The organism is Promicromonospora sp. NPDC110617 (assembly GCF_055598465.1).
Map to the genome: position 1 here is coordinate 1,540,240 of NZ_JBVKBM010000001.1, position 23,624 is coordinate 1,563,863.

The following is a 23,624-nucleotide window of genomic DNA, read 5'->3' on the forward strand; positions in this document are numbered from 1 at the left end:
CGAAAGAGAGAAATCAAATGGGTATCAGCACCGTCGCCGTGATCGGCCTCGGTTACATCGGACTGCCGACGGCCGCGATCCTGGCTGCCAACGGTGTCGGCGTCATCGGCGTGGACGTCAACCAGGCGACGGTGGACGCCGTGAACCGCGGGCAGGTGCCGTTCGTCGAACCCGACCTGGCCGGGTACGTCTCGGCGGCGGTGACCGGTGAGCGGCTCCGGGCGGTGTCCACACCGGAGGAGGCCGACGCGTTCGTCGTGGCCGTGCCCACGCCGTTCACCGGCGACCACGAGCCCGACCTCACCTACATCAGGGCCGCGGCGGAGGCGCTCGCGCCCAAGCTCCGCGGCGGTGAGCTCGTGGTGCTGGAGTCGACCTCGCCGCCCGGGGCCACGGCCCAGATGGCGCAGTGGATCCTCGACGCGCGCCCGGACCTCAGCCTCGACGGCTCCGGTTCACGGCCGGTGATCCACGTGGCGCACTGCCCGGAGCGCGTGCTGCCGGGCCGCGTCATGGTCGAGCTCGTCACGAACGACCGGATCGTCGGCGGCCTGACGCCGGAGGCGGCGCAGCGCGCCCGCGACCTGTACCGGGTCTTCTGCCAGGGCGAGATCCTGCTGACCGACGCGGTCACCGCCGAGCTCGCCAAGCTCGTGGAGAACTCGTTCCGCGACGTGAACATCGCCTTCGCCAACGAGCTCTCGGTGATCGCCGACCGGCTCGACGTCGACGTCTGGGAGCTCATCCGGCTCGCCAACCACCACCCGCGGGTCAACATCCTCCAGCCCGGTCCCGGCGTGGGCGGGCACTGCATCGCGGTGGACCCGTGGTTCATCGTCGACGCCGCACCCGAGGAGGCACGCCTGATCCGCGCGGCGCGCGAGGTCAACGACGCGAAGCCGGAGTGGGTCCTCGACAAGGTGCGCGCCGCCGCGCAGGACGTGACCGAACCGACCATCGCCGTGCTCGGGCTGGCGTTCAAGCCCGACATCGACGACCTGCGCGAGTCGCCCGCCCGCCGGATCGCCGGCCGGCTCGCCGACGAGTTCGCCGGGTCGGACGTGCTGGTCGTCGAGCCGCACATCGAGGAGCTGCCCAAGGAGCTCGCCAACCGGCGCAACGTGCTGCTCACCACGCTGGAGGACGCCGTGCCGAAGGCCGACGTGGTGGTGCTGCTCGTGGACCACTCCGCGTTCAAGCACGCGGACACGGAGGCGCTGGGGCTGGGCACGACGCCGCTGGTCGACACGCGCGGCGTGTGGGCCTGACCGGCGTGAGCATCACGGCCACGGCAGGAGCCGTCAGCGCCGATGTCATCGTCTCGGTCGGCACCATCCGGGTCGACGACGCGATCGTCCTCGCGCGGCCCCAGGACATCGAGGCCGTCGGGCTGCGGTTCGTCGGGACGAACGTCGAGGTCGTCGACGAGCTCCCGGCTGCGACGAGCGACCGCCCGCTGGTGCTGGTGACAGCGGGGGAGACCGATGTCCGTGAGCTCCTCCGGGCCCGGCCCGCTCCCGGCTCGGCACTCGGCCTGGTCACGCCCGTCCTCGGCGGAGCGTGGCGGCAGTGCCTCGAAGCCAGTCCCGCGAACGGTCTGGCCGTGAGCGCCGTCACTCTCGACGGGCCGTTGGTCCACCTCACGGTCGAGACGGCCGGCGTGACATCGGTACCCCTCGGCCGGATGCTCGAGAGCTGGCTCGACGAACGGGCACGGGCGATGGAGCTGGCGCACGGAAACGCAGAAGCCGTGACCGGCCTCGTCCAGCTGATCCGCGCGGTGGAAGGCGTCCGGACCACACCAGTCGTCCCCGTCCCGGTGGAGCAGGTCTCGGACGCGGCGCTGCGCGGAGCCGTGACGGCTCGCGATCGTCGCATCGAGGTGCTCACCCGGCGCTACGACGCCCTGTCGGGCTCGAAGCTGGGGCGGCTGACGCTCGCATGGTGGCAGTTCCGGAACAAGGGGCGACAGCGTGACAACTGACAACACGACCGAGTTCGGCAGCCGGATCCTCACGGACCCGTCGTTCCGGGACGCGGTGATCGGCCGGCTCGAGCAGCAGCGGTCCTTCCTGGCCGCCACGTCCGAGAGGGCCACGCACGGCATCTCCGTCATCATGCCGACCTACCTCGGCCGGGATCGGATCCGCACGTCCCTGGAGAGCCTCGTCGTCCAGGACCTCGACCCCAGTCGGTTCGAGGTCGTCGTCGTGCTCAACGGGCCCGCGGACGGGACCGCGGACGTCGTCGCCGAGATCGCCCGGACCACACCGGTCAGCCTCCGTGTCCTCAGCTGCCCCGTGGCGAACGCGGGAGCCGCCCGCAACCTCGGGCTCGCGGCGGCCACCATGGCGTACACGACCTTCGTGGACGACGACGACCGCGTGGAGGTGGCGTATCTCAGCTCGCTGCTCGCGCAAGCGGCGGAGGACCGGATCGTGGTCGCACCGATCCGGGACGTCGGCCCCGAAGGGATGCCACGAACCGAGTCGACGCTCGCCCTCCGGATCCGGAGCCTGGCCGATCGTGCGGACGGTGTCCCCGTCCGTACGGTGCCGTGGCTGCTCGGGTTCAACGCCTGCAAGCTCATCCCCACCGCGGTGGCACGCGAGATCCGCTACGAGTCCACGCTGCGTTCCGGCGAGGACGTCGTCTACATGGCGCACCTGCTGGCCCGCGACCTCACCGCGGTGTCGGTCGACCAGTCCGGCCCGAGTGCTTACGTGCGGGTCCTGCGCGACGACTCCGTCTCACGCCAGGTGCAGGACTTCGACTTCGCCGTGAACCAGCGGCTCGCGGTGATGGGACGGCTCTCCGACGTGCCGGCGCTCCCGGAGGCCAAGGGCGCGATCACCGCCCTCGTCCAGGCGCAGGGCGGATTCATCACGCAGTATCTCGGCGCCAACGCCGAGCACCGGGACCAGGTGCGGGCAGCTGCCGGCGCCGCCGACGTGGGCGCCTTCCCGTGGCACGTCGTCAACGCCGGCCAGGCCCGTGACCTCGCGATCTCCTACTGCTTCGCACCCTTCCTCGACTCCGCCGGTGTCATCGCGGGCAAGGTCATCGCCGAGCGTGGGCGTATCGTCGACGTGATCAGCGCAGACATGTCGGGAATTCGGAAGCGGGACGATGCCGTCGGGGCGCTCGCGGCCCCGCTGATCGACGAGCAGGTCATCGTCCCCGGGCGACCCTCCTTCAACGACTGGGCCCTCATCTCGGACTTCGCGCGGAGCGCGGTCCGGGCCGCCGAGGAGCTGCATGCGAAGAAGCGGTATCGCACCCTGTACAGCAGGGCACTGTGGGTGGGCAGCCATGTGGCCAGCGCGCTCTTCAAGCTCCGTCACCCTGAGGTGTCCTGGACGGCGGAGTTCTCGGATCCGCTCGGACGAGGGGTGGACGCGTCGCGGAGGCCCGGGCGGCTCGTCGAGAACGAGGTCACGGCCGAGCTCTGTCGCGCGCTGCGGGCACGCGGGTTCGACGCCTCCCTGGACGGGCTCACCCTGTTCGAGCTCGTCGAGCACGTGACCTACCTTCTTGCGGACGAGATCATCTTCACGAACGAGAACCAGCGGGACTACATGCTGGGGCTGCCCGGAGAGCGGCTCGGTCAGACAGCGGCGCTCAAGGCCGTGGTCCGGCCGCACCCCGCTCCGACCCCCGGTGCGTATCGCGCCAGGACCACCACCTACGAGCTCGACCCGGGCCTCGTCAACGTCGGCTACTTCGGCAGCTTCTACGGGAACCGCACCCTCGACGAGATTCTCGTCGCGATGGTCAATCTCCGGGCACAGGCCAGAGCGGCACTCCGGCTCCATGTGTTCACGAACAAGCCGCAGGAGTTCGAGAAGGTCGTGCGGTCCTTCGGTCTGGAGCAGTACGTCCGTACCAGCGGGTACCTCGACTACATGGAGTTCTTGAACGCCGCGACCCGTTTCGACACGCTGGTGGTCAAGGACGCCGAGACCGCAGGGCAGTTCGCGGTGAACCCCTTCCTGCCCTCGAAGTACTCGGACTACAAGGGTTCGGGCACCCCGGTCTGGGCGCTCGTCGAACCTGGCTCGCCGCTCTCGCAGCTGCCGACCGACCACACCAGCCCGGTCGGTGACTCGAGCGCGGCGTGCCGTGTGCTCGAGGAGATCGTGGCCAAGCACGTGGCCCGATAGCCCTCCGGGGCGAGCGGGCGGTGACCCGCTCGCCCCGGACCGGGCTCACCCGAGCGGCGTCGCGCCGGCTGCGGTCGTCGTGAGCACCGTGTCGACGACGCGGTGCGCCTCGTGCATGGAGTCCCAGCGGAGAAACACCTGCGCCCACACGCGATTGCCGGCGGCGACGTCAGCGAAGGTGAACCGCCCCTCCACCTGGTACCACTGGATCGCGACTCGCTCCCCGTCGACGTAGAGGTAGCAGGCAGCCTGGCAGTCGTCCGGCATGTCGGAGACCTCGACGAACACCGTCGAGGCCTCCGCCGGGTCCAGGGCGACGGACACGGAGACTTGCGAGAGGTCGCTCGCGGCCCATTCTCGGGCGAACACCGTCGCGTCAGCTTGCGGCTGTGTCCTCTCGCGCTGTGGGTCGACGGATGTCCGGAGGAGCTCGACCGGCACTGCCGTGCCTGCGACCACGTCCCGGGCCGACTCCAGGGCGCTCAGAACGATCCAGCGCAGGCGTTGCGAACGCTGGGCGAGCCGGGCCGCGCGCCGGAGCAGGCCGGGCTCGACGCCGCACGCCTCCAGCACACCGGCGGTGTCGAAGACACGCTCCGCCAGGGTGTCGGCGCTCGGCCCGTCCGCGGGCACGGCCCTGCGCGGTGCGGCCGAACCCAGCAGCTGATCCGTCGCTGACGTTGCGTCGACGGCCGCCCAGTCGAACGTCTGTGACGGCTGGAAGGCCGCAGGCCACGGGGGCGAGGCGAACTCGAGGGCGTTCAGCTCCGGTGCGTGCGCCTCGATGAGGTCGAAGAGGAGCCGGCCGTCCTTCGCCGCGTCGGCGGGGTAGTCGACGCCGAATTCGTACAGGTCGGGTGAGGCGAGGGGGTGCGCCGGGAACTGGCCCTGCACGCTGCGGAACGCCACGATCGACCCGTGGGCACGGTTGCGGTACTCCAGGTAGGAGTAGTCGATCTGCGCCAGGACGTCGCCGTCGCGCCCCAGGTCGAGTGCCTCGACGAAGGAACCTCTCGCCGCTTCGTAGAGCTCGGGGTCCACGATGTCGGCGTTGCACACCGCGGAGAAGAGCGTGGCGAGGTCACCGCGGACCGAGGATGAGGACTTGCCGGCGTTCGCCCACCAGCCCGGGTAGTTCGTCCGGTACGGCGACCCGATGTAGCTGCGGTACAGCTCACCGCCCAGGCCGGTGATCTCCACGGTCGGCGGAGACGTGATGACCGACTGATAGCCCTTGTACTCGAAGTTCAGGCCCGCCCGAAGGTCCTGCCAGTAGTCGAAGTAGGCGTCGCGGCCCACGACGACCTCCTCCAGCTCACCCCGGTCCTGCCATGTCATGCCGTAGCGCGCGACAAGGCGCGCGGACACCGCGGCGTCGCGCTCAAGGATCTCCCGCGACGCCGCGCTGAGCGTCCCCGTCGGCTTGCTCGTGTGCACGGCGACCTTCTTGTGCAGGTCGCCGGCGAGCAGCAGAGCCAGCACCGCACGGGAGTCCTTGCCTCCCGAGAGGCTGAGCTGGACCGGGTACGGACCTCCCACCGCACGTTCCAGGACGTCGATGGACCACTCCGTCGCCGCACTGATGTCGGGCACCGCGCCGGTCGGCTCGGGGCGCCGGGCGACGGCGAAGCCGTGGCGGTTCATCACCAGGTAGGCACCGTACGGGAGCACGTGTACACCGTCGGCGAGTGTTTCGGACGACCAGCGCGTGGCGAAGAGGTTGTTGTGGGAAGCGACGCTCGGAAAGAGGATGTCGGTGCGAAGAGCAGTCCGCCCGCCCATCTGCCGGAGCGCGGAGAGGACACCACGCAGGGATCGAGAGGCCAAGAGCGTGCGTCGGCCCCGACGGTTCGCGTCCGGCACCAGCGTGTAGAAGAGCTGCGCGTACCCGAAGTAGTCCGTGGCGATTGCCGTGGAGCCGTCGGCCGAGACGAAGCGACCGACCCATTCGCCGGCCAGGCGGAACGCCTGGGTCAGCTGCAGATCGTCCGTGCCCTCGAACGCATCGGTGGGGCCGACGTGCTCGGGGGCGGTGATCCATCCGGAGAGCCCGGCGGCCCGCATTCCACTGATGCGGGCCTCGGACGCCCCCAGCTCGCCGTTCCCGATGCCGTCGACGACGAAGACCTCATGACGGGTGTGCAGGTTCACAGGGCTCCTTGTCGGTCGGTGCCAGTCACCTGGACAGGGTCTCGACCATCGTGTCGATGTCGCGCCATCCCGGCAGGTCGCGCTGCATGATCTCCTCGACGAACCGGATGTCCGGCTCGAAGAGAGTGACCAGTGCGGCGATCTCCTGCCGCGATACGGGGTGCCGCTTCTTGAAGGGCTTGAGCCAGGGCGCATGGTCGCTGGGCGGAACCAGCTCGGCCGCGGGAACCTGATCGACGCCGGAACGTGAGCCGAGGAGCATCAGCACCTGCTTGAGGTATCGCGCAGGGTCGTCCACGAGGTCGTCGTACAGGACCACCGAGATCCGGTCGGGGTCGATCGCGCCTGCCCAATGGGCGTAGTGACGGCGGTAGAACCCCAGGTCGAGCGTACCGAGCCCCGGTGGGATCGTGAGGATGCTCGACGGCAGGTCGAACTTCGCGACGGAGAAGTGGATCCAGTAGGCGGAGACCGCTCGTTCGACAGGGTTGCGCAGGGAGAGCAGCACCCGGGCGTCCGGCGGAGCGAGCTCTGCGAACGCAGCCGCGGCGTCGTGGGCGGTGGTACCCGAGGAGAACGGGCTGCCGTCGCTGCGCCAGAAGTAGTTGGGCGAGACCTCGGTCCGCCACCGAGCACCGCCCGCGGCCTCGAACGCGCTCAGGTACTCGGTGACCTTGGCCGGATCCTGGTATCGCTCGGGTCGGTTCAAGAAGTTCGATGCAGAGTCGGGCGCCACGAAGAAGTCGGGCAGGTGGGCCAGCCGCTTCTTGAGCCACTCGACGCCGCCGCGCTGCGTCCCCGCGAGCACGAGGTTCGGGCCGCCCTGCAGCGGCCCTCGCGGCTGCACGCCACTCCGGCTGGGCGTGGCGGCCACCGGCTGCGGCGCCGACACAGGCGCGGAAGGCGCGTCCCAGACGACGCGTCCCTCGGTGCCCGTCAGGCGCCGGACGATGTCGAGATAGACGTGCTCCGCGTAGTGGAACGGTGCGTCGCCCCACGGGTGGTGGGAGCCGGACATGACGTCGGCCGGATCGAGCGAGATCACGTGCGCACCGAGCGCCTGCTCGGCCACCTCGACGTAGGAGGCGAACACGGGATTCGCCTGGGCGGCCGTGACCCCGAACGAGTCGGGCGTCTGCGTGCCGGACTCGGACCACTCCGCCCACGGCACGTTCAGGACGGCTACGGAGGCGTGCGGCATCGTCTGGCGAATAGCGTCCCCCAGGGCACGGACTGCCCCGGACCAGTACTCGAAGTGCTGCTGCGTGCCGAACTGCACGTAGTGGGTTCCGGGCGGGAGCGACTGCTCCGCGCCCGACTCGATCAGCTCGACGGACCGCGTCACGACCGTGCCGTCGGGAAGCAGATAGACCCCGAGCCGCTCGTCGGTCAGGTCGACGAGGAGCACGTCGGTCTCGTTCGCGAACTGCTTCAGCAGCGGGCGCAGGCTGGACCGGTAGTCGCCCTCGATCATCCGCTGCTGAAACCGCGACGCCATCGTGGGCGGCGCCATCAGCTCGACCGGGCGCGTGGTCGCGCTCAGGACCGACTGCCGGGCAACGTACTGGACCAGCTCGAACTGTTCGGGGTCGAGGTGCTCGAACGTGTCCCGCGACACGCACGAGCCGAAGATGAAGACCCTGGTGGCGCTCATGCCCCGCCCTCTGCGCTCGCTGTGGTCAGCTCCCCGCTCAGGTCGAAGTCGGGCAGCAGGTCGGGGAGCACGGGCGTGAGCATGCGGGCTGTGGCTTCGAGGGTGCGCGCGGCGCTCTGGCCGTCGCCGTACGGGTTCACGGCCTGGGCCATGGCGGCGTAGGCGGTCTCACTCGTCAGGAGCCGGGCCGCCTCGGCGACGATCCGGTCCTCGTCGGTGCCGATGAGCCGCGCGGTACCGGCCTCGACCGCCTCGGGACGCTCCGTGTTGTCGCGCATGACGAGCACCGGCTTGCCGAGGCTCGGCGCCTCCTCCTGGAGCCCGCCCGAGTCGGTGAGCACCAGCGTGGACAGCGACAGCAGGTGCGTGAACTCGCCGTACGCGAGCGGTTCGGTCACCGTGACGTTCGCGAGCCCGTCGAGGTGGGGCAGCACGGCCTCGCGGACCACGGGGTTGCGGTGCACCGGCAGCACCACCTCGACGTCGGGGAACCTCCGGGCGATGCGCGCCAGGGCGCGGCCGACGCCCGCCATCGCGTCGCCCCAGTTCTCCCGGCGGTGCGTGGTCACCAGGACGATCCGACGGTCCGACGCCGCCACCCGCTCGACCGCCGGGTCGGTGAAGGCCGTACGACGCTCCACCGCCATGTACAGGGCGTCGATGACGGTGTTGCCGGTCACGGCGATGTCCTCGAGCCGGACGCCCTCCGCCACGAGGTTGGCCAGGCTGCGCAGGGTCGGCGCGAGGTGCAGGGTGGCGATCTGGGACGTGATCTTCCGGTTCGCCTCCTCGGGGAACGGCGACATGATGTCGCCGCTGCGCAGGCCCGCCTCCAGGTGCACCACGGGGATCTGCCGGTAGAACGCCGCGAGGGCCGCGGCGGTCGACGTGGACGTGTCACCCTGGACGACCACGGCGTCCGGCTTCAGCTCGGCGAGGATCGGGTCGAGCCGCTCCATGACGCGCGCGAAGATCTGGGCGAGCGTCTGACCGTGGCTCATGATGTCGAGGTCGTGGTCCGGCACGATGCCGAAGATCTCGTTGACCTGGTCCAGCATCTCGCGGTGCTGCCCGGTCACGACCGTGACCGACTCGAACTCCTCGCTGGCTTCGAGCGCCTTGATCACAGGGGCGACCTTGATCGCCTCCGGCCGCGTGCCGTAGACCGTCATGATGAGCGGGCGGGTGGTCACATGTCCTCCTGAGCAGTGCTTCTCGTGCGTGCGGCTCGTTCCAGAGCCTTCAGTTCCTTGCCGGTCGGCCGCGCGTGCCGTTCCCGCACCCGCCCCTTGGGCGGTTCCGGCGCGTCGATCCGAACCTGCGTCTCGCGGCGTTCGGCGAACGCCTCCTCGAGGATCCGCCTGGCCTCCTCGGGCTGGTCCTTGGCGAAGGCCCAGGCCCACTTGCGGTAGCGGACGGCGACGTCCTGCGCCTCGCCGTCGAGCACCAGGCGGCCGTGGTGCAGCCAGATGGCGCGGGTGCAGGACTCCTCGATGGTCTGCGCCGCGTGGCTCACCAGGAACACCGTTCCGGCCTGCTCGCGGAGCCTGGTCATCCGGGCCTCGCTGCGCTCCTTGAACGCGGCGTCGCCGGTGGCCAGGGCCTCGTCGATGAGCAGGATGTGCGGGCGCGCCGCCGTCGCGATGGCGAAGCGCAGGCGCGCCGCCATGCCCGAGGAGTACGTGCGCATGGGCAGGTAGATGGACTTGCCCAGTCCGGCCAGCTCGATGACGTCCGGGATCGCGGCCTCGGCCTCGGCCGGGGAGAGGCCCATGGCCAGGCAGCCGAGGCGCACGTTCTCCTCGCCGGGCAGGTCGGGCACCAGGGCGGCGTTCACGCCGATGAGCACGGGCGTGCTCTCGGCGAGCACCTGACCCTTGGTGGGCTTCTCCAGGCCGGCGATGATCCGCAGCAGCGTGCTCTTGCCGGAGCCGTTCTGCCCCACGAGGCCGATCTGCTCGCCGGAGTTCGCGACGAACGAGATGTCCGTCAGGGCGCGCACCGTCACCTTGGGCTCCTGGCCCAGCACGTTGAGCACCGCGCGCTTCACCTTGGCACGCCGGCCGTGCGTCGTGTCCGTGGACGGCGTCCGGTAGAACATCCGCAGGCCCTGCACGGCCACCGTGGGCCACAGGACGGGCGTGCTCCCGGACTTCGGCCCGACGGCGGCGAACTGCCCGGTGTGGGGCGGCGCCTGGACCGACATCGGGATGGCGCCGGTGAGCGGCCGCTGGGCCGCCTGGGCGGGCAGCGGCATGGACGCCGGGCCGTTCTGGCCCAGCGGCGGGGGCATCGGGTAGTCGAGGTCAGCGGCCATAGCTCTCCTCCGCCCGCCAGAAGACGACGAACCCGACCACGAGCAGACCCACGCTCCAGCCGCCGAGCCAGACCCAGCGCATCAGGTCGGGCGTCGTGGCGTACAGGACGCAGTCCCGCACGATGTCGAGCACGATGAACATGGGGTTCGCCTCCAGCCACATCCGCTGGACGGGGTCGTCGATGAGGTTGTCGAACGAGAAGAACACCGCCGAGGCGTACAGCCAGACGCGCATCACCATGCCGATGAGGTTGGTGATGTCCGGCAGCGCGGCCGCCCACCGGGCCACCAGGAGCGACAGGCCCGTGGTGAACATGACCTGGAGCGCCAGGGCGGCGGGAACCAGCGCGAGGCGCCAGGTGTACTCCTCGGCCGGCGCCGTCAGGTAGATCAGCACGGCGAGGGTGACCAGCGTGGGCCCGAGGTTGAGCAGATTGCGCAGCACCACGGAGATCGGCAGCGCCGCGCGCGGGAACGTGAACGCTCGGATCAGGTTCTTGCCGGTCTGCACCGACCGCGCGCCACCGTTGATCGACTGGGTGGTGAACTGGAAGAGGAACACGCCGATCAGCAGGTAGCCGATGAAGTTGTCGATGCCGTGCGAGCTCTTCATCAGCACGCCGAACACCAGGTAGTAGACCGTGCCGTCGATCAGCGGGTTCAGCACCAGCCAGGCCTTGCCCAGCAGGCTCTGCCGGGTCCCGCTGGCGACCTTCGCGCGCGCGTCCGCCCACAGGAAGTGCCGGCGTGCCCACAGGAGCGCCACGTACTGCCCGAGCGGCGGTCGCGCTCCCACGCGCGACAGGTTGCCGAGCGTCACCAGCTTCGTCGTCGTCGGTGAGGCGTCGAACAGGGCCGCGTACGACCCGGTCTCGGGACCCGCGCTCATGCCGTCACCCCCAGGCACTGCCGGTAGACGCCCAGGTAGGTCTCCGCGTTGCGCACCCATGTCCTCTCCGTAGCCACCCCGTGGCCCAGCTCCACCAGCTCGGCCCGCCGTCCGGCGTCGTCCAGGAGCGAGCCGACGGCGTCGGCCCAGCCCTCCAGGTCGTCGGCGTCGACGTGCAGTCCTGCGCCCCCCACGGCCTCGACGAGCGCGGGCAGCGCGCTCGCCACCACCGGCCGGCCCACCGCCATGGCCTCGACCGGCTTGAGCGGCGTCACAAGGCGCGTCACCTCGTGGTCGCGCCGGGGCACCAGCACGACGTCGAGCGCCGCCAGCCACGTCAGCGCGACCGCGGGCGGTACCCGGCCGGGCAGCACCACGTGGTCGGCCACGCCGAGCTCGCGTGCCAGCCGCGCCAGGCCGGGCCGCGAGACGCCGTCGCCGACCAGCAGGCCCGTCACGTCGTGGCCCCGCGCACGGAGTGTCGCGACCGTGCGGACCACGGTCTCCAGGCCTTCGTAGTCGACCAGGCTGCTCACGGTCCCGATGGCGGGACCGGCGGGCAGGCCCAGGGCCGCGCGCGCCGCCTCCGGCGTCGGGTGGTGCGCGGTGAGCAGCACGTCCGGCACCGCGTTCGGCACCACCGTGATGTGCCCGGCGGGCACACCCCGCGCCACGAGCGCGTCGCGCATCGTGCCGCTGAGCGTCACGACCGCGTCCGCGGCCAGCGCCAGCTCGGTCTCCTTCGCCTGCATCAGCGCCCGACGGCGGGACGCCGCCGCCCGCGCCCGGGCCTCCGCCGTCCCGTGCGCGGCCACCCACGTCTCCTCGGGCAGCCCACGCACCTCGTAGACCCACGGGATCCCGGCGCGGCGCGCCGCGGCGCGGGCCAGCGACCCGACGGCGGACGGCGTGGTCGTGTGCAGCACGTCCGCCCCGACCTCGCGCACGGCCGCGACCAGCAGGTCCGTCTCCTGCGCGGCACGACGCCCGGCGTCGGGCTCCGCGCGCGCCGGGACCAGCCGGCGGTAGGAGACGCCGTCCACGACGTCGGTCCCGCGCGCGGCGAGCGAGCCGATGGTCAGGGGATAGCCCGGCCGCGTCGTCGCCGACGCCGCGAGCCCGTGGGCCTGCTGCGCCACGAGGATCGCGTGCGAGCGCAGGGTGTAGCCGCTCTGGGTGTGCGGCAGGGAGTTGGTCAGGTGGTGCAGCACGGTGACGGGGCGCTCGCCGCGGGCGGTCCCGGCGGTCGCCGGCTCGGCCGCCCGGGAGTCCCGCAGACCCGGCCGCAGCTCGGCCACCTGCGCGCGCAGCCCGGCCGGCGCGTCGGGCCCGATCGATTCGACGTCGCCCAGCAGCCAGGCCGCGCGGTAGCGCGCGGGGCCTGCCGCGGCGACCCCGTCCACCAGCTCGGGGCGGCCCACCGCCACCGCGACCTCCGCCGCGATGCGGCGGCTCCGGCCCGCGGGGCGTGCCAGCAGCGCCTCCGCCTCGCGGGCGGCGCCCGCGGCGTCGCCCGCGAGCATGCTCCCGAGGGCGTGCCGCGCGGACGGCGCCGCCGCCAGGCGCAGGGCGCCCACCAGCGGGCGACGCATCCGCTCGGGCGCCCGCCGGGCGGCCTGGACGGCGAGCCACAGCGGGTCCTCGACCACGGTGCGGGCCACGAAGGACGTGGTGAAGCGCAGGTTGCGCGCGAGCTCGCCCGCGCGCCGGAACGGTCGTGCCATCAGTACCGGGCCCCTCGGTCGGCGGGCTCGAGCCGCAGCGGGTGGGGGAGCAGCTCGTCGAGCAGCTCCGCGTAGCGGTGGCCCAGCACCTCGTCGCTCGCGTGCTCGGCGACCCACGCGGCGGCGTCGGGCGAGGCGGCCGGCACCACGCCGTCGGACAGCCAGCCGCACCACAGGTCGGCGAGGCCCTCGACGTCGCCGGGACGCACGACGGCGCCCGCGCCGTTCGCCGAGACGAGGCTCGCCGCCTCGCCCGCGAGGCACGCGGAGGCGATGACGCCCGAGGCCATGACCTCGTACAGCTTGGACGGGACGGTCCACTCGAACGGGGCCCAGTCGCGCAGGGAGACGACCGTGGTGTCGGCCCAGGCGTACAGCTCGCGCACCTGGGTGGACGGCACGGAGGGCTCCACGCGCACGGGCGCGCCGAGCTCGGCGGCCAGCCGGCGCAGCGGCTCCAGCTCGTTGCCGTGCCCCACGATCCGCACGTCCAGCGCGTACCCGCGCTCCTGGACCAGGGCGGCGGCGCGGACCGCGACGTCCAGGCCCTGCGACCGGCCGACGGTGCCCGCGTACATGACACGCAGGGGCCGGTCGCCGAGGACGACGGGGGCGTGCTCCCGGACCGGCTCGAACGCCGTGCCGTTGCGCACCACCGCGACGTTCCGGACGCCGCGGGAGCGCAGCACCTCGGCGAACGCGGCGGTCGTCGTCACCACGAGGTCCGCCCGGGCCTGCAGCCGCGTGACGGTGCGGTGCACCACGCGCGCCGCGAGGTCGCGGACCACGCGGCGCAGGTCGCCCGTCCGGCCCCGGCGCAGCAGGATGCCGCTGGGCTCGATCAGGTCGGGCCAGGCGTCGCGCATCTCCACGATCAGGCGGGCCCGGTACCAGCGGGCGAGGGCCCAGCCGGCGACGACGCTCGGGATGCCCGGGACGGTGGCGATCACGACGGCGGGCCGGCCCGCGGACGGCCGCACACCGCGCAGCACCGAGCTGACGGCGGCGACGACCTGGTCCGCCACCCGCGAACCGAGCCCGTGGGAATGCTCCCGGAAATTCACCCGGATGATCTTTTCGTCATTGTCGCCCCGGGCCACCGCCCCGGGGAGGAAAGCGGGTGAATAATGGGTGATCTTTCCCGAGGGGTAGTGCGGCGGGGGCGTCAGAACCGTCACCGGATAACCCGCCGGGACGAGGTGCCCGGCCAGGGCACCCCAGCGCCTCTGCGGGGCTCCCGACTCGGGTGCGTAGTGGTGTGTGACGAGGAGAATCGCGCGGTTCTGCGGGCGTCGGGCGCGTGCGACCACGCGGGCTCTCCTCTCTCTGCGGCGGTTGGCCGGGCTTTATGGGAATTCACCCGCAAACGCTTTCTCCGGTTGCGGTGCACGCATAAGCGTAGTAGCCGAAATCGATACTAAGATCATCGGCCATGGCCGCTCCCGATCGAATGAACGACTATCTCTCCGCACCCAACCCGGTGGACGGCGGGCTGCGTCACGCGCGGCGCGGCCGGCGGGGCAAGGGTTTCGTGGCCGGGATCGTCGTCGGCGCCCTGCTGCTCGTGGGCGGCGGCGCGACCGCCGCCTGGTTCGGCTACCGGGCCTCGCTCGACGGCAACGTGGAGCGGCTCGACGCGTTCGAGGGCATCGACCCCTCGACCCGGCCCAGCGCGGCCCCCGTGGAGGGGCCCACCGCCCCCGTGAACATCCTGGTGCTCGGCTCCGACAGTCGGATCTCCGCCGGCGACCCCTCCGCCTGGGAGGCCGGCGCCCAGCGCACCGACGCGATCATGCTCGTGCACCTGTCGGCCGACCGGCAGAGCGCAGCGGCCATCTCCATCCCGCGCGACTCCTGGGTGCCCATCCCCGGCTACGGCGAGGCCAAGATCAACGCCGCGTTCTCCTACGGCGGCCCGAGCCTGATGATCCAGACCGTCGAGGACCTCACGGGCGTGCGCATCGACCACTTCGCGGTGACCGACTTCGAGTCCTTCACCACGCTGACCGACTCGCTCGACGGCGTCGAGATCACCGTGCCCGACGGCGCGGGCGGCTCCGTGCGTCAGGCCATGACGGGCGAGGAGGCGCTCGCCTTCGCCCGTGAGCGCCACGCCCTGGCCAACGGCGACTTCGGCCGCGTGCAGCGCCAGCAGGCCTGGATGCGGGCCATCGTGGCCAAGGCCAACAACAACCGGAGCGACCCGCTGAAGATGGCCTCGTTCCTCGGGGCCGTCACCAGCTCCGTGGCCGTGGACGAGGGGTTCACCTTCGACCGGATGCAGGAGCTGTTCAACAGCGCGCAGGACATCTCGACGAACGACATCACGTTCATGACCGCCCCCTACTCGGGCACGGGGCGCAGCGCCGACGGGCAGTCGATCGTGGTGCTCGACCGCGCTTCGTTCGACCCGCTCATGCAGGCCGTGGCCGCGGACGAGCTGCCCGACTACATGGCCGCCAACGAGGGCACCATGGACGTGCTGCCCGCCGTCGTGAAGTAGCCCCTCAGAGGCCCAGGATCGAGCGCAGGTCCGCCTGCACCAGGGCGAGGCGTTCCCGGGCGGCCACGCGCGCCGTGGACAGCTCCTCGGCGGACGCCGCGGGGTCGATCGGCGCGACCACCTCGATGTAGCACTTGATCTTGGGCTCGGTGCCGCTGGGGCGCACGATCACCCGGGTGTCGTCGACGGTGAGCAGCACGACGCCGTCCGTGGGCGGCAGGCCGTTCAGGCCCTCGGCGAGGTCCCGGACGGAGTTCACGGGTGAGCCCGCCAGCTCCGACGGCGGCGCGTTGCGCAGCCACGTCATGGTCGTCTCGATCCGGGCGAGGTCCTCGAACCGCGCCGACACCTGTCCCGTGACGTGCAGCCCGCAGGCCCGCGCGACGTCGTCGAGCTGGTCCAGGAGCGTGCGGCCCTCGTTCTTCAGCCGGTTCGCCAGCTGGGCGACGGCGACCGCCGTGGACAGCCCGTCCTTGTCCCGCACGTGCACGGGGTCGACGCAGTAGCCCAGCGCCTCCTCGTACCCGAACACGAGGCCCGGGCTGCGCGAGATCCACTTGAACCCGGTGAGCGTCGTGGCGTGCTGCAGGCCGTGGTGGTTCGCGATGGCGGCCAGCGCCCGCGACGACACGATCGAGCAGGCCAGCGTGCCGCCGGTCCCGGCACGCGCGGCCCGCTCGCCCGCGTCCCAGCCCAGCAGCATGCCGACCTCGTCGCCGTGCAGCATGCGCCAGCCCTGCGACCCCGCCGTCTCGGCGCCCTGGTAGGTGCCGTACTGCGGGTCGAACACGGCGACGGCGCAGCGGTCGGCGTCCGGGTCGTTGGCGATGACGAGGTTCGCGTGGGCGTCCTGGGCCAGGGCCAGCGCCATGTCGATCGCGCCCGGCTCCTCCGGGTTGGGGAAGGCGACGGTGGGGAAGTCCGGGTCGGGCGCGACCTGTTCCTCCACGGGCACGACGTCGTCGAAGCCCGCCTCCGCGAGCACGCGGGCGACGGCGACGCCGCCCACGCCGTGCAGCGAGGTGGTGACGATGCGGAGCTTGGTGCGCGGCTCGCCGTCGTGCAGCGTGGCCACCGCCCGGTGGTACTCGTCGGTGATCTCCGGGCCGAGCACGGTCCAGCCGGACTCGGCGCGCGGCACGTCCTTGGCGGCGCCCACGCGGGCGATCTCGCCCGCGATCCGGGCGTCGTACGGCGGGACGATCTGGGCGCCCTGCCCGGGCCCCGCGACGACCCGTCCGCCCAGGTACACCTTGTAGCCGTTGTCGGCGGCGGGGTTGTGGCTCGCGGTGACCATGACGCCGGCGTCGGCGGCCAGGTGGCGCACCGCGAACGCGAGCACCGGCGTGGGCCCGGGCGCGGGCATGAGCAGCACCTCGGCCCCGGCGGCGACCAGCACGGCGGCGGTGTCGCGGGCGAAGTCGGCGGAGCGGTGCCGCGCGTCGTAGCCCACCACGACGCGTGGCGGCACGCCGGCCGCCTCCGCCAGGAGGAACGCGCCGAGCCCCGCCGCGGCGGCGATCACCACGGCGCGGTTCATGCGGTTCGGCCCGGCGGCCATCGCGCCGCGCAGGCCCGCCGTCCCGAACTGGAGGGGGCCCGAGAACCGGTCGGCGAGCTCGGCGACGGCCAGGTGGCCCATGTTCTCGTCGCCGGTCCGGGCGACGAGGGCACGCAGCTCCTCGACGTCGGACTCGTCGACGTCGGCGGCCATCCAGGCCTCGGCGCGCGCGACGAGATCGGGGGCCGAGGGGGCCCCGGTGGCGGTCGGCAGGTCGGTGGCCACGGGCGTCAGATCTGCTTGATCACTCGGGCGAGCAGGTCGCTGATGCGCGGCCCTGCCTCCTTGCCCGCCTCCAGCACCTCCTCGTGCGAGAGCGGGTGGGGGCTGATCCCCGCGGCCAGGTTGGTGGCCAGGGAGATGCCGAGCACGCCCATCCGGCAGTGCCGGGCGGCGATGGCCTCCAGCGCGGTGGACATGCCGACCAGGTCGGCACCCATCAGCGAGGCCATCTTCACCTCGGCCGGCGTCTCGTACTGGGGGCCGTGGAACTGCGCGTAGACGCCCTCGGGCAGGTCCGGGTCGACGGTTCGGGCGACGTCGCGCAGGCGCAGCGTGTACACGTCCGTCATGTCGGCGAACTTGGCGCCCTCGAGCGGCGTCTGCCCCGTGAGGTTCAGGTGGTCCTTGATCAGGACCGGCTGTCCGGGACGCCAGCCGATGTGCACGCTGCCGCAGCCGTTGGTGAGGATGACCGTCTCGCAGCCGGCGGCCGCGGCGGTGCGGACGCCGTGCACCACGCGGCGGGGGCCGAGGCCCTCGTAGAGGTGCGTGCGCGAGCCGAGCACGAGCGCGTGCCGGACGGCGCCGTCGGGCCGCTCGATGCGGATGGAGCGCGTGGTGGACCGGTGGCCCTCGACGGCGGGCTTGACGAAGCCGGGGATCTCCGCGGTGGGGATCTCCGCGACGACGTCACCGATCAGCTCGGCCGCGCCACCCCACCCGGACCCGAGCACGAGGGCGATGTCATGCCCCGGCACCCCGGTCTTGGCCGCGATGTACTCGGCGGCGGCGGCGGCGACGTCGAACGGGTCGGTCGTGGGGTCGTCCAGATCTGGCTCCGTACTCATGGTCCGAGGTTATCGCCACTTTCCCCCGGGCACGCGCCCACGGGGGCGGCGGATCCGGCGCACTTCCCGGCGATGCGAGAATGGACCCCGTGACCCCCCTCGATCCCGCAGCAGTCCCGCACCGTGTCGTCGTCGTGGGAGGTGGCCCCGGTGGTTACGAGGCGGCGCTCGTGGCCCGCAGCCTGGGCGCACAGGTCACGGTCGTGGAGCAGCAGGGTCTGGGCGGCGCGGCGGTTCTGACCGACGTCGTCCCCTCGAAGACGCTCATCGCGACCGCCGAGTGGATGACCATCGCCGACCGCGCCCCCGAGCTCGGCATCCGCATGCCCGACGACGTCGTGGACCCGCTGTCCGACGTCGACGTCTCGCTCGCCACCGGCGGCATCCCCGTCGTCGCCGCCTACGCCGCCCCCGCGCTGAGCGGCGCCGGTGTGCAGGCGGCGGCGTCCGCGGCCGGGACGGCGGAGAAGCGCAAGCACTTCGTGGACCTGCAGGCCGTGAACAAGCGCGTGCTGGCGCTGGCGCGCGCGCAGAGCTCCGACATCCGCGGCCGCCTGGAGCGCGAGGGCATCCGGATCGTCGCGGGCAAGGGCCGGCTGGACGGTCCCACCCGCGTGGTCGCGGAGCTCGCGGACGGCGCGACCGAGGTGCTCGAGGCCGACTCGGTGCTCCTCGCGCTCGGCGCCACCCCGCGCACGCTGCCCACCGCGGTGCCGGACGGCGAGCGCATCCTCACCTGGACGCAGATGTACAACCTGCGGGAGCTCCCCGAGCGGCTGATCGTGGTCGGCTCGGGCGTCACGGGCGCCGAGTTCGCGGGCGCGTACAACGCGCTGGGCTCGGACGTGGTGCTCGTCTCCAGCCGCGACCGGGTGCTGCCGGGCGAGGACGAGGACGCCGCCGAGCTGCTGGAGGGCGTGTTCCGCTCCCGCGGCATGACCGTCCTGTCCCGCTCGCGCGCGGCGTCCGCGGTGCGTACCGACGCCGGCGTCGAGGTCACACTGTCCGACGGGCGCGTGGTGCACGGCTCGCACGTGCTCGTCGCGGTCGGCGGCGTGCCGGCGACGTCGGGCATCGGGCTGGAGGAGGCGGGCGTCCGGCTGTCGGACGGCGGCCACGTCGTGGTCGACCGGGTCTCGCGGACCTCGGTGCGCGGCGTCTACGCGTCCGGCGACTGCACCGGCGTGCTCCCGCTCGCCTCGGTGGCCGCCATGCAGGGCCGGATCGCGATGGCGCACGCCCTGGGCGATGCCGTCCAGCCGCTGGCGCTGCGCACGGTCGCGTCCAACATCTTCACGGCCCCGGAGATCGCGACCGTGGGCTACAGCGAGGAGAAGCTGCGCGCGCAGAACTCCCGCTACATCACCACCACGCTGCCGCTCGCGCGCAACCCGCGCGCCAAGATGCTCGGCGTCAAGGACGGGTTCGTGAAGCTCTTCGCGCACCCCGAGGCCGGGGTGGTGCTCGGCGGCGTGGTCGTGGCGCCGCGGGCGTCCGAGCTGATCTTCCCGATCACGCTGGCGGTGCAGCACCGGCTCACGGTCGACAACGTGGCCTCCGCCTTCACCATCTACCCGTCGCTCTCGGGCTCGATCGCGGAGGGCGCGCGGGTGCTGGACGCCCGCGTCGGCAAGTAGGGCCGAGGCGCCGGCCGTACCTCGGCCGCTGAGGGCCTCGGGGCGACCGTACGAATTCGGGGTCGGTTGCTCTGCGTAGACAATGTCTACGCAGAGCAACCGACCCCGAATTCGTGGTGTCTGCCCGGTGCCGGGTAGAGGTCAGGCTCTGCCTGTCGGTCGCCTGAGCCTGTGGCTCCGCTCCGGCTCCTAGGAGATGGAGGCGTCCAGGACGATCTGGCCGCCCTCGACCTTTGCCCCCGTGACGGTGACGCCCGGGAACTTGGCCTCCAGCAGGCGCTCGACGTCGACCGCGATCCGGGCGTCGGGCTGCACGTCCACGACGCCCGGCGGCAGGCCCTGCTTGGCCACCTCCTGCTCGATCGGCGCCGCTGCCAGGCTGAGCAGCCGGTGCGCCGGGAGGCCCGCCGCGTTCACCTCGACGGCGAGCGTGGCGACCCCGCGCTCGAACGAGGCCAGCTTGACGTCGCCCCGCACGATCGGCGCGATCTTGACGGCCAGCTTGAGCGGGCCGGGCAGGGTCTCGAGGCGGCGCAGGTCCGCGACCACCCGGATCACGTCCCCGTCGCCGACGACAGAGCTGATGACGGGCGGGGCCTGCTTGGCGATCCTCGCCAGGCCGAGAGCCTCTTCGGGAGCGATCCGGATATGCACGATTCGACCCTAACCCAGCAAGGCGAGCAGGCGAGGCAGGGCGTGACCGAACGCGGGCAGCAGGGTCAGCCCGTCCAGCTCGTCGAGCCCGACCCAGCGCACCTCGAGGCTCTCGGGATCGGCGGCGCGCGGCTCGACGGCGTGGCCGGGGGCGACGTCGGCCACGACGGTCGTGTACGTCCACGCCGGGTGCTCCAGCACGTGCGTGCCCACCACGTGCACCGCGGCGGGCTCGATCGCCGCCTCCTCGGCGGCCTCGCGCAGGGCGCCGTCCTCCGGCTTCTCGTCCGGGGCGAGGGCGCCGCCGGGGATGCCCCAGGTGCCGCCCATGTGCGACCACAGGGCGCGGTGCTGGAGCACCATGGCGGACGGCGCCCCCGCGACGTCCCGGCGCACGAGGAACAGCCCCGCCGCGCCGAACAGACCCCAGTGCCGATGGTCCCCGCAGGTCACCCAGCCGTCGCCGTCGTGCCGGTGGAGGTCTGCGGGTGGGACTGTCGGGTTCGGCACGGCGTCAGTCTCTCAGGTCCGGACGCGGGCTGTCAGCGACCGGCGCGGTCAGTCCTCCGCGGGGACACCCTCGACGACGACCTTGCCGCCCTCGAACCGGAAGCCCGTCACCTCGGTGAACTGGCCGCGCATCAGCGCGCGCAGGTCGAGCGAGACCGTGCCGTCCTTGCGGAGCTGCACGGCGTGCTCCGGCAGGCCGCTCTTGCGGGCCATCTTCTCGATGGTGCCGGAGGCGAGGGGGAGCAGCTTGGTGGCGGGCAGGCCGGCGGCGTCCGCCTCGACCTGGAGCACCGCGATGTTCTGCCACACCGACGTGATCCGCGCCGACGCGTGCATGACCGGGACGGCCTTGGCCGCGATCTTGACGGGCAGCGGGGCATACGTCAGGCGTCGCAGGTCCGCGGTGACGGCGATGACGCCGTCCTCGCAGGTCAGCTCGCTGACGAACGACGGAAGGCTCTTGCGAGGACGGACGAGGGCGATGGCCTCTTCGGGGCTGAGAACTACGACGCGTGTCACGTCGCAGAACCTAGCCGATCACACGAGGCCTGATGGGCGCGGGTGGCGCCTATCAGGCCTCGTGGGCCGCTTTTCACCCGGTTTGATGCCGGAAATCACCCGATGAGTTCCGGTGACGGCCCAGGTCAGTCGACGATCTCGCACAGCGGGGCGCCCGCCGTCACGCCCGCCCCCGGCGTCGCCGACAGGGAGCGCACGGTCCCCGCGCGGTGGGCCAGGATCGGCTGCTCCATCTTCATGGCCTCCAGCACGACGACGAGATCGCCCTCGGCCACCTGAGCGCCGTCCTCGACCGCGACCTTGACGATGGTGCCCTGCATGGGCGAGGCGAGCGTGTTGCCCGTCGAGCCGCTCGACGCCTTGCCACCGCCGGCGCGCCGGGCGGGGCGGCGGGCCGCGTTGGCGGTGCGTGCGCGGCCGGCCGCGACGCCGAGGCCCGCGGGCAGCACGACCTCGAGGCGGCGTCCGCCCACCTCGACGACGACGCGCTCGGCCGTGACCTCCTCGACCTCGTCCTCGGGGGCCGGCGCGGGCGCCGGGGCGAGGGCCTTGAGCTCGTCGGCGAACTCCGTCTCGATCCAGCGGGTGTGCACGCGGAACGGCGAGCCGTCCGTCGGGACGAACGCCTCGGCGTCGAGCACCGCCTTGTGGAACGGGACCACCGTGGGGATGCCCTCGACCACGAGCTCGCGCAGGGCGCGGCGGGCGCGCTCGACCGCCTGGGTGCGCGTGGCGCCCGTGACGATGAGCTTGGCGATCATGGAGTCGAACGCGCCGGAGACCGTGTCGCCCGCGACGACACCCGTGTCGACGCGCACGCCCGGGCCAGACGGCCACGTGATCGTGTTCAGGCGGCCCGGCGCCGGCAGGAAGCCTGCCGCCGGGTCCTCGCCGTTGATGCGGAACTCGAGGGAGTGCCCGCGGATCGCGGGGGAGTCGTAGCCGAGCGGCTCGCCGGCGGCGATGCGCAGCTGCTCGCGGACCAGGTCGATCCCCGTGACCTCCTCGGTCACCGGGTGCTCGACCTGGAGGCGGGTGTTCACCTCGAGGAACGAGATGGTGCCGTCGAGGCCCACCAGGAACTCGCAGGTACCGGCGCCGACGTACCCGGCCTCGCGCAGGATGGCCTCGGAGGCCATGTAGAGGGACTTCTCCTGCTCCGGCGTGAGGAACGGCGCGGGCGCCTCCTCGACCAGCTTCTGGTGACGGCGCTGCAGGGAGCAGTCACGCGTGGACACCACGACGACGTTGCCGTGGGTGTCCGCGAGGCACTGGGTCTCCACATGGCGCGGCTTGTCCAGGTAGCGCTCCACGAAGCACTCGCCCCGGCCGAACGCCGCCGTCGCCTCGCGGACCGCCGAGTCGAAGAGCTCGTCGATCTCGTCGAAGGTGCGGGCGACCTTGAGGCCACGGCCGCCGCCGCCGAACGCCGCCTTGATGGCGATGGGCAGGCCGAACTCCTCGGCGAAGGCCCGCACCTCGCTGCTGTCCTTGACCGGGTCGGGCGTGCCGGGGACCAGCGGGGCGCCGGCGCGCTGCGCGATGTGCCGCGCGCTCACCTTGTCGCCCAGCGCGTCGATGGCCGACGGCGGCGGGCCGATCCAGACCAGCCCCGCGTCGATGACCGCCTGGGCGAACTCGGCGTTCTCCGACAGGAAGCCGTAGCCCGGGTGCACGGCGTCGGCGCCGGACCGGCGGGCGACGTCGAGCAGCTTGGCGGGGTCGAGGTAGGTGTCCGCGGCGCGGGCGCCGCCGAGGGCGAACGCCTCGTCGGCGATCCGCACGTGCATGGCCTCGCGGTCCTGGTCGGCGTAGACGGCGACGGACGCCAGCCCCGCATCGGCGCATCCGCGGGCCACGCGGACGGCGATCTCACCACGGTTGGCGATGAGCACCTTCGAGATGGTTCGGGGCAGGCTGGAACTAGGCACGGCTCACCGTAACCCGGGTATCCAGGACCTATGTACCGGCTCCGGGCACCCGGGAGAAAGTCTGGAGACCAGACCAACCCCGGAGCGGGCCGTTTGTGGGGTTCAGACATGGCGTCGGCACTGTGCAGTCCACTGAGCCGCTGCTCCTTGTGGGTATCAGGGAAACGAGGGCTGCTGCCGCCGGCGGGCCGGCGCGTGCTGGCGGGTGCCGGCGGCGGCGAACGTAGGCTTCGTCGGCTCATCAGCGCTCATGCGCCGACGAAGCCTACGTTCGCCTGCCGGGGGCGTGGGCGCGGAGAGTTGTCGGCGTGGGCGACCGGCACGCCGGACGGCGATTGCTG

Annotated in this window: 18 protein-coding genes; 5 read left to right on the top strand and 13 right to left on the bottom strand. The window is 72.3% G+C overall.

Features of this window, described 5'->3' with window-relative positions; all coding sequences use genetic code 11:
- Positions 1–17: 17 nt before the first annotated feature.
- The 3 genes from wecC to ACZ7LE_RS06750 are packed head-to-tail and all read left to right on the top strand — an operon-like array spanning position 18 to position 4,163.
- Positions 18–1,268: a UDP-N-acetyl-D-mannosamine dehydrogenase gene (gene wecC, locus ACZ7LE_RS06740; RefSeq protein ID WP_470402532.1), complete on the top strand. Its 1,251-nt coding sequence runs from the start codon at positions 18–20 to the stop codon at positions 1,266–1,268.
- A gap of 5 nt (positions 1,269–1,273) precedes the next feature.
- The gene (locus tag ACZ7LE_RS06745; RefSeq protein ID WP_470402533.1) at positions 1,274–1,984 is read left to right on the top strand and encodes a hypothetical protein; all 711 of its coding nucleotides are present in this window, start codon (positions 1,274–1,276) and stop codon (positions 1,982–1,984) included.
- Positions 1,974–4,163 carry a glycosyltransferase gene (locus tag ACZ7LE_RS06750; protein WP_470402534.1) on the top strand — a complete coding sequence of 730 codons (2,190 nt, stop codon included), beginning with the start codon at positions 1,974–1,976 and terminating at the stop codon, positions 4,161–4,163. Before ACZ7LE_RS06745 ends, ACZ7LE_RS06750 begins: the two co-directional genes overlap by 11 nt.
- Before the next feature lie 45 nt (positions 4,164–4,208).
- Here ACZ7LE_RS06750 and ACZ7LE_RS06755 read toward each other — a convergent pair whose 3' ends face one another.
- The 7 genes from ACZ7LE_RS06755 to ACZ7LE_RS06785 are packed head-to-tail and all read right to left on the bottom strand — an operon-like array spanning position 4,209 to position 14,208.
- Positions 4,209–6,314, bottom strand: coding sequence for a hypothetical protein (locus ACZ7LE_RS06755; RefSeq protein WP_470402535.1), 2,106 nt, complete (start codon positions 6,312–6,314; stop codon positions 4,209–4,211).
- 25 nt (positions 6,315–6,339) lie between these two features.
- Entirely contained in the window at positions 6,340–7,968 is a 1,629-nt protein-coding gene (locus tag ACZ7LE_RS06760) for a DUF6270 domain-containing protein (RefSeq protein ID WP_470402536.1), read from the bottom strand.
- A complete protein-coding gene (wecB, locus tag ACZ7LE_RS06765) occupies positions 7,965–9,140 on the bottom strand; it encodes a non-hydrolyzing UDP-N-acetylglucosamine 2-epimerase (protein WP_470403286.1) in 1,176 nt (391 codons plus the stop codon). The genes ACZ7LE_RS06760 and wecB overlap by 4 nt, the downstream gene beginning before the upstream one ends.
- A 17-nt stretch (positions 9,141–9,157) precedes the next feature.
- Complete coding sequence (locus tag ACZ7LE_RS06770; protein WP_470402537.1) at positions 9,158–10,285, bottom strand: ABC transporter ATP-binding protein; 1,128 nt, start codon at positions 10,283–10,285, stop codon at positions 9,158–9,160.
- Positions 10,275–11,174 (bottom strand): ABC transporter permease, encoded by a 900-nt coding sequence (locus ACZ7LE_RS06775; RefSeq protein ID WP_470402538.1) that lies wholly within the window; start codon positions 11,172–11,174, stop codon positions 10,275–10,277. Before ACZ7LE_RS06775 ends, ACZ7LE_RS06770 begins: the two co-directional genes overlap by 11 nt.
- On the bottom strand, positions 11,171–12,898 hold the full coding sequence (locus ACZ7LE_RS06780; RefSeq protein WP_470402539.1) for a glycosyltransferase: 1,728 nt from the start codon (positions 12,896–12,898) through the stop codon (positions 11,171–11,173). The genes ACZ7LE_RS06775 and ACZ7LE_RS06780 overlap by 4 nt, the downstream gene beginning before the upstream one ends.
- Positions 12,898–14,208 carry a glycosyltransferase family 4 protein gene (locus ACZ7LE_RS06785; protein WP_470402540.1) on the bottom strand — a complete coding sequence of 437 codons (1,311 nt, stop codon included), beginning with the start codon at positions 14,206–14,208 and terminating at the stop codon, positions 12,898–12,900. Before ACZ7LE_RS06785 ends, ACZ7LE_RS06780 begins: the two co-directional genes overlap by 1 nt.
- Positions 14,209–14,330: 122 nt before the next feature.
- On the opposite strand from ACZ7LE_RS06785, the gene ACZ7LE_RS06790 reads away from it, so the two are divergent.
- Positions 14,331–15,401 carry an LCP family protein gene (locus ACZ7LE_RS06790; protein WP_470402541.1) on the top strand — a complete coding sequence of 357 codons (1,071 nt, stop codon included), beginning with the start codon at positions 14,331–14,333 and terminating at the stop codon, positions 15,399–15,401.
- Between the two features lie 4 nt (positions 15,402–15,405).
- Here ACZ7LE_RS06790 and ACZ7LE_RS06795 read toward each other — a convergent pair whose 3' ends face one another.
- Together ACZ7LE_RS06795 and ACZ7LE_RS06800 are read right to left on the bottom strand one after the other, a co-directional pair.
- A complete protein-coding gene (locus ACZ7LE_RS06795) occupies positions 15,406–17,115 on the bottom strand; it encodes a phospho-sugar mutase (protein ID WP_470403287.1) in 1,710 nt (569 codons plus the stop codon).
- A 77-nt stretch (positions 17,116–17,192) separates the two neighbouring features.
- Positions 17,193–18,032 (bottom strand): purine-nucleoside phosphorylase, encoded by an 840-nt coding sequence (locus ACZ7LE_RS06800; RefSeq protein ID WP_470402542.1) that lies wholly within the window; start codon positions 18,030–18,032, stop codon positions 17,193–17,195.
- Positions 18,033–18,112: 80 nt separating this feature from the next.
- Here ACZ7LE_RS06800 and ACZ7LE_RS06805 point away from each other — a divergent pair, with 80 nt between their 5' ends.
- Positions 18,113–19,669 (top strand): NAD(P)H-quinone dehydrogenase, encoded by a 1,557-nt coding sequence (locus tag ACZ7LE_RS06805; RefSeq protein ID WP_470402543.1) that lies wholly within the window; start codon positions 18,113–18,115, stop codon positions 19,667–19,669.
- Between the two features lie 189 nt (positions 19,670–19,858).
- On the opposite strand, the gene ACZ7LE_RS06810 is transcribed toward ACZ7LE_RS06805, so the two are convergent.
- The 4 genes from ACZ7LE_RS06810 to ACZ7LE_RS06825 form a co-directional block, all read right to left on the bottom strand.
- Entirely contained in the window at positions 19,859–20,323 is a 465-nt protein-coding gene (locus tag ACZ7LE_RS06810; protein ID WP_470402544.1) for a hypothetical protein, read from the bottom strand.
- A gap of 9 nt (positions 20,324–20,332) precedes the next feature.
- Positions 20,333–20,833 (bottom strand): NUDIX domain-containing protein, encoded by a 501-nt coding sequence (locus ACZ7LE_RS06815; protein ID WP_470402545.1) that lies wholly within the window; start codon positions 20,831–20,833, stop codon positions 20,333–20,335.
- Between the two features lie 48 nt (positions 20,834–20,881).
- The gene (locus tag ACZ7LE_RS06820; RefSeq protein ID WP_470402546.1) at positions 20,882–21,352 is read right to left on the bottom strand and encodes a hypothetical protein; all 471 of its coding nucleotides are present in this window, start codon (positions 21,350–21,352) and stop codon (positions 20,882–20,884) included.
- 125 nt (positions 21,353–21,477) lie between these two features.
- The gene (locus tag ACZ7LE_RS06825) at positions 21,478–23,283 is read right to left on the bottom strand and encodes an acetyl/propionyl/methylcrotonyl-CoA carboxylase subunit alpha (RefSeq protein WP_470402547.1); all 1,806 of its coding nucleotides are present in this window, start codon (positions 23,281–23,283) and stop codon (positions 21,478–21,480) included.
- Between the last annotated feature and the right edge of the window lie 341 nt (positions 23,284–23,624).

Bases quoted from the DNA above. Each gene is read 5' to 3' on its own strand.
- ACZ7LE_RS06795 (WP_470403287.1), bottom strand. From the start codon at position 17,115: ATGGCCGCCGACGTCGACGAGTCCGACGTCGAGGAGCTGCGTGCCCTC.
- ACZ7LE_RS06770 (WP_470402537.1), bottom strand. From the start codon at position 10,285: ATGGCCGCTGACCTCGACTACCCGATGCCCCCGCCGCTGGGCCAGAAC.
- ACZ7LE_RS06805 (WP_470402543.1), top strand. From the start codon at position 18,113: ATGGACCCCGTGACCCCCCTCGATCCCGCAGCAGTCCCGCACCGTGTC.
- ACZ7LE_RS06760 (WP_470402536.1), bottom strand. From the start codon at position 7,968: ATGAGCGCCACCAGGGTCTTCATCTTCGGCTCGTGCGTGTCGCGGGAC.
- ACZ7LE_RS06780 (WP_470402539.1), bottom strand. From the start codon at position 12,898: ATGGCACGACCGTTCCGGCGCGCGGGCGAGCTCGCGCGCAACCTGCGC.
- ACZ7LE_RS06790 (WP_470402541.1), top strand. From the start codon at position 14,331: ATGGCCGCTCCCGATCGAATGAACGACTATCTCTCCGCACCCAACCCG.
- ACZ7LE_RS06775 (WP_470402538.1), bottom strand. From the start codon at position 11,174: ATGAGCGCGGGTCCCGAGACCGGGTCGTACGCGGCCCTGTTCGACGCC.
- wecB (WP_470403286.1), bottom strand. From the start codon at position 9,140: ATGACGGTCTACGGCACGCGGCCGGAGGCGATCAAGGTCGCCCCTGTG.
- wecC (WP_470402532.1), top strand. From the start codon at position 18: ATGGGTATCAGCACCGTCGCCGTGATCGGCCTCGGTTACATCGGACTG.
- ACZ7LE_RS06800 (WP_470402542.1), bottom strand. From the start codon at position 18,032: ATGAGTACGGAGCCAGATCTGGACGACCCCACGACCGACCCGTTCGAC.